This is a genomic window from Wolbachia endosymbiont (group B) of Villa cingulata, assembly GCF_964028285.1.
GTDB lineage: Bacteria > Pseudomonadota > Alphaproteobacteria > Rickettsiales > Anaplasmataceae > Wolbachia.
Map to the genome: position 1 here is coordinate 554,476 of NZ_OZ034766.1, position 13,847 is coordinate 568,322.

7 protein-coding genes and 1 pseudogene are annotated in these 13,847 nt (G+C 34.0%); 5 read left to right on the forward strand and 3 right to left on the reverse strand.

Annotation, left to right across the window (positions count from 1 at the left end):
- Positions 1–122: 122 nt before the first annotated feature.
- Positions 123–2,267 (forward strand): AAA family ATPase, encoded by a 2,145-nt coding sequence (locus tag ABWU52_RS02865; RefSeq protein ID WP_353277483.1) that lies wholly within the window; start codon positions 123–125, stop codon positions 2,265–2,267.
- A 1,487-nt stretch (positions 2,268–3,754) separates the two neighbouring features.
- Complete coding sequence (locus tag ABWU52_RS02870) at positions 3,755–5,173, forward strand: AAA family ATPase (RefSeq protein ID WP_114517500.1); 1,419 nt, start codon at positions 3,755–3,757, stop codon at positions 5,171–5,173.
- Positions 5,174–5,821: 648 nt separating this feature from the next.
- Here ABWU52_RS02870 and ABWU52_RS02875 read toward each other — a convergent pair.
- Both ABWU52_RS02875 and ABWU52_RS02880 read right to left on the reverse strand, forming a co-directional pair.
- Positions 5,822–6,937 (reverse strand): hypothetical protein, encoded by a 1,116-nt coding sequence (locus ABWU52_RS02875; RefSeq protein ID WP_353277485.1) that lies wholly within the window; start codon positions 6,935–6,937, stop codon positions 5,822–5,824.
- On the reverse strand, positions 6,903–8,135 hold the full coding sequence (locus tag ABWU52_RS02880) for a hypothetical protein (RefSeq protein WP_264724079.1): 1,233 nt from the start codon (positions 8,133–8,135) through the stop codon (positions 6,903–6,905). Before ABWU52_RS02880 ends, ABWU52_RS02875 begins: the two co-directional genes overlap by 35 nt.
- A gap of 217 nt (positions 8,136–8,352) precedes the next feature.
- Here ABWU52_RS02880 and ABWU52_RS02885 point away from each other — a divergent pair, with 217 nt between their 5' ends.
- The 3 genes from ABWU52_RS02885 (at position 8,353) to ABWU52_RS02895 (ending at position 12,257) form a co-directional block, all read left to right on the forward strand.
- Positions 8,353–8,811 (forward strand): crossover junction endodeoxyribonuclease RuvC, encoded by a 459-nt coding sequence (locus tag ABWU52_RS02885; RefSeq protein WP_353277487.1) that lies wholly within the window; start codon positions 8,353–8,355, stop codon positions 8,809–8,811.
- 103 nt (positions 8,812–8,914) lie between these two features.
- Entirely contained in the window at positions 8,915–10,135 is a 1,221-nt protein-coding gene (locus ABWU52_RS02890) for a DNA modification methylase (protein ID WP_353277489.1), read from the forward strand.
- A 133-nt stretch (positions 10,136–10,268) separates the two neighbouring features.
- Entirely contained in the window at positions 10,269–12,257 is a 1,989-nt protein-coding gene (locus ABWU52_RS02895) for a hypothetical protein (protein ID WP_353277491.1), read from the forward strand.
- Positions 12,258–12,647: 390 nt separating this feature from the next.
- Here ABWU52_RS02895 and ABWU52_RS02900 read toward each other — a convergent pair.
- Positions 12,648–13,736 (reverse strand): annotated as a pseudogene (locus ABWU52_RS02900) (IS481 family transposase).
- Positions 13,737–13,847 lie beyond the last annotated feature (111 nt).

Genomic DNA, 13,847 nt, shown 5'->3' on the forward strand with positions numbered 1-13,847 from the left:
CAATTGATATACGAACTTAAAAACGGCAAACCAATACCAACAAAATTCATAAATATGGTTAACGGACGCTGGATAGCTACAGCTTAACCAAATTTCTAAACTTTAAATATATTGGAGATTTTATGGGTATCTATTGTGATTTTAATACTGCAGCTCCACGAAAAAATGCACCGTTAGTAGAAAAAGAACAACTTAAAGCTCAGCTTCTGTTAAATATCAGATCATGCCTTTCTTATCTATTGCCAAGAGGGATTTTTTGTGGTGATAAGTTTTATGTAGGCAATATACAAGGTGATAAAGGCAAGAGTCTAGTAGTAGAATTAAGTGGCAGTGAAGCTGGCCTATGGCATGATTTTGCAACAGGAGAAGGTGGTGATATCATTGATCTTTGGGCAGGAGTACATAGAAAAAGTACGAGAATAGAGTTTCCTGAAGTAATGGACTCTATAGCTGAATGGCTTGGTCATTTTAAAAAGATCAAAACTGACAAAACTGCAGGTAATCCAACTGCATATTGGGATTATTACGATGAAAACGGCCAAGCTATTGTTAGAGTCTATCGTTATGATGATAATAATGGAAAGCGATATCTTCCTTTTAATATAAAAAAGTCCGACTTTGGTGCACCGAAGATAAGGCCACTCTATAATATTCCAGGTATTTTGAAGTCCGATAAAGTTATTCTTGTTGAAGGAGAAAAATGTGCAGAAGCGCTGATAGAGAAAGGAATAACTGCAACAACAGCAATGTCAGGAGCAAATGCACCTATTGAGAAGACAGATTGGACTCCACTTAAAGGTAAACACATTATTATATGGCCAGATGATGATGAACCAGGCAAACGATATGCTGAAAATGCTGCAAAAAAGCTGTTAGACCTTGGAGTTGCATCACTTGCTGTGCTTGAAATTCCTCAAGATAAGCCTGAGAAATGGGATGCCGCTGATTGTGTAAAGGAGGGTATAAGCATTGAAGAATTTTTAGCTTCAACTCCTTTACTTACTATTGATACCCCATCTACTGACATTCCAAATACTTCAAATATGAAAAGTTTAGAAAGATCTACAAAACAGCCGCTTAACATTTTAGACTGGAGTGTGAGTCGTTATTTAGGTTCAGTACCAATACAAAGGTTTCTTGTTGAAGGTTTATTTCCTTTAGGTGTTACCTCAATAGTAGCTGCTATGGGAGATACAGGTAAAGGTATGCTACTCCTTGACTTGGCACTTAAGGTTGCAAGTGATGCAGATCAGATATGTGGTTTTGGTTCCCTTGTTACAGAGCATGGATCAGTGGTGATTTTTTCAGCAGAAGATGATGCAGGTGAGATACACCGTCGTCTTGATCGTCTTGATCCTGGTAGCAAGAGAGCAGAATATCAAAATCGATTATTTATTATACCTATTCCAAATACGGGAGAGCCCTTTTCTATAGTGAAAAGCAACATGCGTGGTAAATGTCCTGAAACTTCAGATAAATTTGAAGACATCTGTAGACAATTAGATAAAGTAAAAGATCTAAAACTAATAGTATTTGATCCACTAGTATCATTTGTCCATGCTAATATAAACTCAGATCCAGAAATGGGGTATTACGCAATGGGGTTACTTGCAAACTTAGCAAATGAAACAGGAGCAGCTGTAATTGTAGCACATCATATGAGAAAACCCAAGTGCAGTGAACCGATTACGACTGTGGAACAGGCAAGAGATGCGATAAGAGGTACAACTGCACTTGTTGATGGTGTGAGGTGTTCTTTTGCATTATGGCCTGCTTCAAAAGAGCATCAGAATACTGTGTTTAATACATTAAAGGTTAGTAAAGTTAATAATGCAGTATACCAAGGAGCTATAGTTAAGTCTAATGGAGCAACAGATAGGAATATAAGAACTTACTTACGCTCCTCAACTGGCTTGCTTGAGGATATATCTGAGGAATTTAAGCTTGGAAAATTATCTGATGAATACTTAAAAAAGATACTGATGCAAGCTATTGCAGTGTCAGCAGAAGAAGGTCATCCGTTTACTCATACAGGTGGACCAGGAGTGTTTCAACAACGGCATAGATTACCAGCTGCATTTCATGGTGTTAGTAGGCATAGACTTGAACGTTTAGCACAGGAACTATTAAACGAAAGAAAAATAGTAAAAGGTATGGCTACAAACTCAAAAGAGGATAAATGGCTTGATATCAAAACTGGTTCTTTTGCCAGAGGAGAAGGTAAGTTTAAGCTAGGTGCAGGAAGGTTTGAAATAGGTAACTTCTAAAAAATACTTAAAGCTCACTTATGAAAGTTTTGTGGGTTCATTTTGTCTCTCTGAAAGTAAGGTTTTAAGAACAAAAAATGAATTCCACACGACCAAATTTCCATGATTTCCGGAAAATTTATCAAGATTTGGAAATTAGAGTATATTCACACTTAAACTATTGAAATTCGTTGATTTTTAGCCATCTAATATAAGAAATATTACGTTTCCATTTCCAAAAAATTTAGCTAATTTGGTAATACTCAAACCCGCTACAGTGGCTGATTTCCACTTTCCGAGAATCTTATATATTATATATATATAAATAATAATAAATGATATAATAATAAACTAATATAAAATACAATAACTATAGCAATGGTTCATAGTAACTTTTGAGCAAAAAGAAAGAAGTTTGGAAAAGTAGTCACTAATAAAAATACAACACAGAGACAAAAATATGAGAAACCTACTATTGCATTTTGAACAACTTGGAAAAAAAGATGAAGGACCTAAAAGTGAAAGACAAATGCTTACAAAAGACAAAACAATTTATAATAGCATTTTAAAAAGACTCTATGACCCGAGGGTTAATTATACCACCTTGACCTAAGTTAGTCATGTAGGGTAGCTTAAAACTCGATTACGAGGCATCTTAATACCCCAAACTTTTATTTATTAGAAAAAACCCTACAACTAGTCTATCATGCTTTTTGTTGATTGCAAAGAAAATTTTTTGAACCTAAAGAACAAATGGTTAGTAGACTTTTTGAAACATTATTTTTGCAATAGCTTTACTTCTACCATAAGTTTAACAGAGGCTCTAACCCTCATCTTTTTTTTAACAAACGCATAACGCTGGTCTACTGAGTTTAATAGCTGAACTAAGAATTCAGATCTCCGGATTTTCCGGAATACTCAATAACTTCCAAGTGAGCTGGGTCTAGTTGCTTTAATAAGGCTTTTATGCAAGCGCGATGAAGACTTGAGGTAGAAAAGATTGAAGAAAGCAAAATAAACAGCTTTATATTCTTAATTTTTTTAGATGAGGCAAAAGCTGCATTTTAAAGCTATCTGTAACTTTAGGGTGTAAACACTTACTAGCCACACTAAAGAACGCTTATAATGCCCTCTAAAACGCAAATAAAAGGCATCTTTAGTAAACTAACTAGTAAGTTTAACACATTTTTTACACTTTGCAAAGAAAATTTTTCAAAAAAGATTGAACAACTTATGGTGAGTATAAGGGGTTATGGAGACTATTATGGGAATACAACAACTTTTATCGCAAACCTCTGAGCAATTAATTGCAAAACTCTCAGTAATGAAATTAGCAAATTGTAGAGGTAGCTCAAGGAAAAAAGTTTGAAGTTACTGCCATAGAAGAAGAAACAGAAGCTCGTAAAACTTGATTGCCCCTTAAAATGGAGACAAAGATCTAAATTTATTTATTTACGTCTCTAATTTTATCTAGTATAATGGAGACAAAGATTTATATTTTGTGTTTTATGTCTCCATCATTTATTGGTAGGCAAACTGAGTTAAAACAACTACTGGAGCTTACAGACAAAAATACTGCATCTTTTGTAGTAGTCAAAGGAAGGCGTCGTATAGGAAAAAGTCGTTTAATTCAAGAGTTTGGTAAGTATTTTGAACAATATTACTCCTTTATAGGTTTGCCACCAGAAAGGCATACTACAACGTCCTACCAACTTAATGAATTTTCTAGACAAGTTGCTAGACAATTTAATACATCTTTTGCTAGGTATGATGACTGGAGCGATTTACTATGGGCAGTTGGTGAACGTCTACTATCAGGAAAAACATTATTGCTGTTTGATGAAATTTCTTGGATGGGCTCAAAAGATCCAACCTTTTTAGGCAAAATAAAAAATTTTTGGGATACGCAGCTAAAAAATAATAACAAGTTAATTTTCGTTGTTTGTGGATCAGCTTCATCCTGGATCGAGAAAAATATACTTAGCAGCACTGGTTTCGTAGGGAGAATATCGTTAACTTTAACACTCGGAGAATTATCACTTTCTGATTGCAATGAATTTTGGCCGAAAAATATTTCAGCATATGAAAAATTTAAGGTGCTTGCAGTAACTGGCGGAATTCCAAAGTATTTAGAGGAGGTAAATTTTAAACATAGCGCTGAAGAAAATATTAAAAGGCTTTGTTTTACAAAAGGTGGGTTTTTAGTTGAAGAATTTAATCAAATATTCTCAGATTTATTCATGCGAAAAACGGCTTTTTATAAGCAAATAGTCAGAGCTCTTTCTACTGGAGCTAAAGAACAAGAAGAAATTTGTGCTACTTTAAATATCGTAAGACATGGACGCATTTCTGAGTATCTACATGAGCTTGAGCTTGCTGGTTTTATTGCAAAGGATCATACTTGGAGTATAAAAACGGGTACTGATTCACGACTCAGGAGGTACAGACTTCAAGATAATTATTTAAGGTTTTATCTAAAATATATCGAAAAAGATCTAGGGAAAATTAATCGTGACACCTACTCTATAGGGTTCTTACCAGAGTGGTATACAATTATTGGGCTTCAATTTGAAAATTTGGTGCTGAACAATAGAAAGAGTATACATAATATCTTAGGAATTGATGGAATAATAAGCGAAAATCCATTTTTTCAGAAAAGAACGCGTAATAGTGCAGGCTGTCAAATTGATTATATGATTCAAACGAAGTTTAACACTCTCTACATTTGCGAAATCAAATTTTCAAAAGATAAAATTGGTCATTCAATAATACAAGAGGTACAAAAGAAAATAGATGCACTAAATCGTCCAAAAGGCTTTTCATGTCGTCCAGTCCTTATCCACGTCAATGATGTAAGTGATGATGTTATAGATAGTGATTACTTTTCAAACATAATTGATTTTGGAGAATTGTTGAATTGTAAGTGATGTTTTTTCTGACTTTAAAAAATAATAGTTTCTACAGTTATTCTTAAGTTTATAGAGTTTGCTAACATTAGTATCTTTAGCTTTACAAGAAGGGAATGGAGCCAAAATAATCTCTCTACTACAATACCATTCTTTAAAACGTCTTTAGAGGGCTATTATAGCGTTATTGATGATTTAGATAGGTTTTGTATGTTTTTACCAAAAACTCATGTAATCTCTTTTCAGCTCAAGTAAAAAGTTGTTTCCAAAATGGAAAGGACTCAAATAGCGAAGATTTCTGTTGTAAAAGACATAATGCTCTTTTTAATTTCTTAGCTGTCTTAAAATTATTTTAACTTTTTTTCAGAAACTCCCGGAAAAAGTGGTCGGTATATATTAGTATAGGGGCATTGAATGTAGATGTGCTTCAAACACAAAAGTCGGCAAACGAACAGAGTAGAAAAGATTGAAGAAAGCAAAAGAAATTTAGGCTTTTACGTAATTGAGAATTTGTATTTTTTTTAGATAAGGCAAAAACTGTATTTTAAAGCTAGATGTGACTTTAGGGTAAAATACCAACCAAAGAACGCTTCTTTAAAACTTGATCACAAGCCTTGTCACAAATTTTACTTTTTCCATTGTAACATCTTTTACTTCTCTTCAACACAGTTAACGAACTACTTTTATCAGCACAGTGAAAGGGTTAATACGGTAGCCATAATCTTTACGCGATGATCCAGGCCAACCAACTGTTTGAATCACATCATTACGTTCGATGTTTAATCCTAACTTTTTAGCTAAGGTGGTTTTTATTGTTCTTTGGATTGTGTTTAGTGGTTTTCTGATGTGATGTTCTGGGTCTGCTTCTGGATCAAGATTTAGGCGTTTTTCTATTTCAGTTATGCTAAGCAACATGTGTTTTTCAGGAGGTAATTCTTTTTTACAATCATGCAAAAATTGTTCAAATAATATGCGAAAAACCTTCATACATGCTACAGCTTTCTTATTTAGAATCTCTATATTGTTTACGTAAAGTGAGCCCTCTATCAATTGCAACTTTAATAATTCCTTCTCTTTAGGAGGTTCAATTAGATTAAGTGCAGTATGTAAGATTTGCATTGAAGTATTTGGTATTAACTCTGGTACTCCTCTTTGTACTGCTTCTTGGAATACTTCAATTAAAGTCTTATGCTGAAAGAAAAGGTCAACCATTTTTACTGTGGGCAAATCAAGAGGTATGTTTGATGGATTTTTTCTCAGTATTATTAATACAGTTGGATTAGCTTTAAGCTTATCTATCGTTAAGAATGTTGGATTGGTGCAAAAATCAAGTATGATTAAACTTACAATCTTACCTTGTCCACCAACATGATAAACTCCGCTTTCCACTTTTTGCCACATAAAATTTGTATCACTTAGCTGACCTTCAAACCAATGCATGATTTTCTCTGGGTTTAAATATACAGATAAGCGATGAAATCTTTGCTTCTTGTAGGTATTAGGTAAAATATCACGGTTGCAATTTTCACAAATTATATTATCGCATGCTTCGTTAAAGTCCTCATCAATGAAAATCTCATTGTTACAGTATGGATCAACTATATTTGGCCAATCTAATTTATCTTGTCTACGAGAGCAGATAATGTAAGACCTCTCTTGCATCTTAATTAATTCAAGATCTGACAAATACCTTGCTGCTTCGATGTAATTTTGATTTGGATTAACCCAAGAGCTGCCAGAATTAAGAAGATCAGAGATTTGCTCTTGGCAAGATTGTAAGACCATAAAATTGTTTTATGTATGCTTTAAAATCCTCTCTTTCCCTTTTATTCAGAGGATGTTCAGAGTAGTAAATTGCTATGTACTCATCACTTCGCTTAAAAAATAAGCCTATCTTTTTGCCTTGAAATATTACTTTAATCGACTCTATAAATGGCACTATGTCTCCTACAAATGGCTTTAAAACATGTAATTCCGGTGCAATAGGATCATATGGAGCAACAGTCAAAGTGATATTAGTATAGCTGTAATTGAAACGATTTGACTGAAACTTTAACTCAAAAACACGAATATTTGAATCAGATTCATTAATACAAGTTTCTATAAATTTATGCACCTGTTCCGCGAAGTTTTTATCCTGCACATCTACAAAAATACATTCGCAGCCAAAGTAACAACTTGCAATGCTATTTGCTATTTCTATAGCTTGATCGATATTTCTAGCACCAAGATCTACCTGAGTGCCATTTAGTAGAAAATCCAAAATCATCCACTCTGCCTTATGGCCATGAATAACTTTGTTTGAATTTAACAACAAATCTATATCGCTAGCTTTTCGTATTAACACATATAAACGATTCTGATGATAGAAGAAACCTTGTAGTTGATTCTCGAAACTGTCATTTCTCTTAATGTTATCTTCTTTCAGTATTTGTTGTATGATTTCCTCTGAGATAAAGTCCTTAAATGGAGTACTTGGTCGTCTTGGTATTTTTTGTAAGGCAAAAGACATGAAACTCTTTCTTTGTATTTTTTCAAAGTGATAGACAGACTTTAAAAGATTGTAATCTGCATGAAACAGTAGAAACAGCAAAGACTTCTTATCATATTTATTATTATTTTTTACAAGGTAGGATTTCATGAGTTCTGTAGTTAATGCAGATCTTGCAATTTCACTGACAGTAATTTCTAGTTTTGCACGGTCAAAACAGGTAATCAAGTAGTAAGTAACGAGAGAATCGGAATAATTAGCAATCACTTTACGTTTGTATTGTACAGATGTATTATCGTAACTTTCATCATCAAAGAGTTGAGCATTTAATTTATCTTTAAAGGAGTTTTGAAAAATAATATTTAATTGCTTACCAGAAAGTGAATCTATCCAAGACTGACGTATTTTTGTATTGTGAAAACGGTCAAGCAAATGGTTAACAGGGACTTCTAAATCATCTTCCCAAAATTTACGATTTGGATAAATGTTCATAAGAAACTAACCACACCATGATAACATAATAGACTATTTAAATAGTTAAGATAGAAATCTGAAAGTCTTGACCAATAATTATGCAAGGGCTGTTTACTGATTTTTAACCAAGTTTTTTCTAAAAAGTTTGCTTAAGAAGAAGATTTTTTGGACAAAAATTTTTCAAATCCTGAATATATATTATATAGCACTCTAGCGAAACAAATTCTGAATATAAATGTCAATCCTAACACTGGACCTTGGCAAGCAAACGGGCTGGGCAATTCTAACAGATGGAATAATTGAAAGTGGAAGCAAAGGCTTTCATGGTAGTCGTTTTAGCGGAGGTGGCATGTGCTTCTTGAATTTTCGTAATTGGCTTAATTCTTTGAAACATGAGTTCACTGCAGTGTATTTTGAAGAAGTGAGAAGACATCTAGGAACTGATGCAGCGCATTGCTATGGCGGTTTTCTCGCAGTTCTGTCTGCTTGGTGTGAAGAACATCATGTGCCATACAAAGGTGTTAATGTTAAAACTATAAAACGCTTTATAGCAGGCAAAGGTAATGCAAGTAAGAGTGAAGTTATTGAAGCGATACGTGAAAAAAGTTTTTTACCTAGAGATGATAATGAGGCCGATGCTTTGGCATTAATGTTCTATATTAGTAAAGATATTAATAAGACGAAAAATCCATAAAAAGTGGGTCCTTTCGGCCATACTGGCGGGTTTAGTGGGTTTGACCCCAGGCCTTCTTTAGCGTCAGAGATATTTTGAATATTAACTTTTTAATTATTAAGATATGAATTTAGCAATCCACTACTATCCTGTTGAAAACCTCGTCGAATATAAGCGTAATCCTCGTAAAAATGATGACGTAGTAAACAGAATGTGTGCTTCTATTCGAGAATTCGGTTTTCGTATTCCAATAGTTGCAAAAAGCGATGGAACTGTGGTTGATGGTCATTTAAGACTTAAAGCAGCAAGAAAACTTGGTATGGAGAGTATTCCAGTTGTTTTAAGTGATAATTTAAATGAACCACAAACCAAAGCTTTTCGATTACTGGCAAATCAATCAGCTAATTGGGCAAAGTGGGATGATGATCTTTTAAAGGTAGAAATTCAAGAGTTAGAAGATTTGCAGTTTGATCTTAAAATGACTGGATTTGAATTAGAAAAAGTTCAAAACTTTCTTGATGATTTAGATGATGAAAAAGAAGATCTTTCTGACTTAGTTGTTGATGACAAAAAGGTAGAAATAACAAAACCAGCTGATCTATGGATTTTAGGTGATCATCGAATCTATTGTGGTGATAGCTCTTTAGTTGAATCATATAAAGCGGTATTAGATAATAAAATGGCAGATATTACCGTATGTGATCCTCCATATAACGTTGATTACGGTAGCAGTCAGGAGAGAGAAGAGAAAAAAATATTAAATGATAATCAAGGTGAAAAGTACGAACTTTTTCTCTACGACATCTGTTCCCATATTTTAGCATATACGAAAGGTGCAATTTACATCTGCATATCATCATCAGAGTTTTCAACGTTACAAAAAGTATTTGAGGAAGCGGGAGGGAAATGGTCAACATTTATCATTTGGGCAAAGAATCACTTTACGCTAGGAAGATCAGATTATCAAAGACAATACGAAGCAATGCTCTATGGATGGAAAAGCGGCAATAAACGTGAGTGGCATGGAGGTAGAAATCAAAGTGACCTGTGGTTTTATGATAAGCCAATACATAACTCACTGCACCCAACAATGAAGCCAGTAGAGCTAATGGAGAAAGCAATAGTTAATAGCAGCAGACCTGGGGATACTGTACTTGATCCATTTAGCGGTTCTGGCAGCACACTGATTGCATGTGAGAGAACAGGAAGAATTTGTAGAACAATAGAGCTAGATTCAAAGTTTGTAGATGTAACCATAAAACGTTGGCAAATATACACAGGTAGGGAGGCAATTCTTTCTGGTACTGGTAAAACTTTTGCAGAAATTCAAGAAGAAAAACAGTAAGAAAAAAGTGGAAGGGATAATGCAAATAGAAATTTAGTAAGCCTGAGTAGTTGTAATATTAATTTACTGGTATATACTGTATTTTAATAAGTTTAGCGTAACAAATAACTTTGGATTAAATGTGATGCACTCAATGAATCAAGCAAAGACGTCAGCTGGAGTAGTAACGTCGCAAACAAGTAATGAAACATCGTTGTTTTCTGAAGAAGTAGAAAATAATGTTTCAGATTCTACACTATCTGTTAAGAAGAGAATTGAATTGTTTGAAAAAGGTACGAAGCAAACACCTATTATTAAGGAGAAACATATGAAGCAAACTTGTGGTAGTCATGATCTGAAGCAGTGCAACACTGAATACAAGGCAGCTTTGTTTTCTGAAGAAGTAGAAAATAATGTTTCAGATTCTACACTATCTGTTAAGAAGAGAATTGAATTGTTTGAAAAAGGTACGAAGCAAACACCTATTATTAAGGAGAAACATATGAAGCAAACTTGTGGTAGTCACGATCTGAAGCAGTGCAACACTGAATACAAGGCAGCTTTTTCGAATGTGATTAGAAATGGTAGTGATAGCAGTATTACACTAGAAATGGATGAGGCAGGTGCTGATCAATTTGATGCACTTTCATCATTAGATGAGGGTGAAGACATAGAGGACGAATTGAATGCAGTTTGTGAGGCAAATGGAATAGGATATAACGGTGGATATTATCCTGATCAGTTTAATGTGGCATTCAGCACATCTTCCAACTGCCAAACATATGACAAAATAGATGTGCATGAAGAGGATAGAAAATCAGGGGATAAGCCAAAGTCATCACCTAAAATCGTACAGCAGGACAATAGTAGGAGTGTGGCTCCACCTTCACCTAGAACAGCAAAAAATCATGTGTCAAATGTTATACAGTCTATTGCACCATCAAAATCATCATTAGAAGTAAAATCATATAACGAGGAAAATATAGAGGAACTAGCTAATGGCGAGCTTATTTATTCAAAAATAAACCAAGATACAAAATCTCCAAAAAAGGTTTTAGAAGGGAGTGATAGTGGAATAAGTGGTAATAGCTTTGGAGTACAAAGATCAGATCTACAGAAACTGAAAGATAACTCAATATCTGATAGAGAGGGAGCATCAGAAAGGTCATCTATTGACACACTTAGTGATATATCTTCAAATATTTTGCTACATGAAAGTGATCAAACAAATAGTGGAGGAGTGAATTCAGAAACTCCATTAATTAAAAAAGAAAAGAAAACAAATAGAATTTTGCCAAGAGTAAAATATACAGTGCAGCAGAAGGAATTTATAATTTTCGGTATAGCTGCTGTTGCACTTAGCGTTTCTGCAGCTTTGGTATATTTACAGAATAAAGCACAATTAATTGCATTTTTTGCAAACAGCCCTCTCTATATTACCATGCCAATGATAGCAATTACTTCATTGCTTGCAATTAGCACAATATTTTGTGGAATAAAGCAATTTAGAGATACTGAGGAGTGTCAAATAGGGGGAAAGAATGCGAATGAAACTTTGAATCAGGTGCTAAAGTATCAACCAAAAGATAAAGTAATAAAATCAGTCAAACTGGAATACAGCAATGGTACTCATTCACATTTTACACTTAACGCTTGGAAGGGTAAGAACAACTTCATTAATATTGACGACAAAGTCATTAGTAGAAGAAATAAAGTAGAATCAGTAATCAAAGATAGGCCATTATTTACAGCATTATTAAGCAGTTTGGTTGCTGCAAATATAGTATTGCCTTTATTACTGTATGTAGAAGGTGGTATTAATAGTGTACAGAAGTTTTACCAGAACGCTTTGATTAATAACGTAGGGTTATCACTACTTATAGGCTCGAGTATACTTGCACTATCAGTGATATTCCTTGGAGTACATTACTACAGAAAAACAAATTGCACAAATCTTGTATATTGTGAGGAAAGAATTGAACCAGAAAAAGTTAATGGAAAGTTCATTGAGGAAATAAAGGAAGCAAGGACAAAAGTGCTTGAAGAAAACCATAGTAAAGATGCCAAATGCAGCAGTTTAACGCTAGAGCAAGTAGTGGTTGAATCTCATAACTACAAAGATGCAATTTATAGTATTAGTTGAAAATAGCCAAATTTCACTATGTAAAAAGAAAGCAGCTATAAACCGGAGTACTTCGCTCTATGTTAGTAAAATATCTCTAAGACGCTGGCAAGTATAAACAGGTAGGGAATTGCTGATACTGGCAAAACCTTTTCAGAGATTCAAGAAGAAAATTCGTAAAAAGGAGCAAAAAGAGAGGAGGAAAAGAGTGGAAAAAATCACACAAACGGAATGGGCAAGAGAGATAGGAGTATCAAAGCAATATGTCTGTTATTTAGTAAAAAATTGACCAAGAAATAGCAGAAGATCAAAAGCGTGCTGATTCTCTCAACCTTTTCTTTGATTCTGATGTCAGGACACAAACAAAATAAGTCTCGTGTAATAGTTTAGACTTAATCTGACAAGCATGAATTATCTGACAGAAGAATCGACGAAGTCAAAACCGATATCAGAATCTGCTTTAATGTTATCAATATTTTTTTGGTAAGCAATATGCATACTGTCAAAAAAGGTCTGCATAGGAGTCTTACCGTAGCAATACTTACCAGAATGAGGTCTAGCTCTATTGTAAGAATGCAACTAATGATCAACATCTAACTGAAGCTCTTCCAAAGTACTATAAATCTTTTTCCTAAAGATAATATTGTAACATTCGTCTTGCATAGTTCTATGAAGCCTTTCACATATACCATTAGTCTGTGGAGAATAAGCTTTGGTTCTAGAGTGATCAATATTTTCTATTCCCAAATATAGCTGGTACGCATGATTCCCTGGTTTGCCACAATACTCCGTACCTCTATCGGTTAAAATGCGTAGCAATGGAACTTTCTGTTCATCAAAAAATGGTATAACTCTATCATTGAGAAGATCTGCAGCTGTTATGGCAGTTTTCTCCGTATAAAGCTTAGCGAAGGCCACTCTAGAGTAGGTATCAATAAAAGTTTGTTGATAAATTCGTCCAATACATTTGATATTGCCTACATAATAGGTATCTTGACTACCTAAGTATCCAGGGTGTTGTGTCTCAATTTCGCCATGTGCCTCTTTTTGTTCCTTAGCTTTTTCTAAAGCAGTAACTTGCTCCTCTGTCAAAATTATACCATCTTGTACTACCTTCGCTTCCAGCGCTTTCAATCTCTTTTTAAAATTTTCAAGATCGTTTCTTTGCCATATTGATCTTATCCCGCTAGCAGATATTAGAATTCCTCTCTTTTTCAGTTCATTTGCTGCTCTTTCTTGTCCATATGCTGGAAATTCTATTGCTATTTCAACTACTGCTTTTTCTATATTCTCTGATACTCTATTTGCATATAATGGCTTACTTTTACTTATCTCATGTAATCCCTCTTCTCCTCCTGTTTCATATAGTTCTTTGAATCGGTAAAATGTATCTCTCGAATATCCCATCACTTTACATGCCTGCGATACATTCCCTAATTGTTTTGCAAGTTCTAGCAATCCTAACTTTGGTTTTAATATTTTTTCTTGTGTTGTACTCATATCTGACACTCCTTTAAAATTTGTTTATATTTTTATCTTACTCTATTCGCTTGTCAGATTAAGTCTAAACTATTACAGACTCCTTTAAAACTTGTCTATATTTTTATCTTA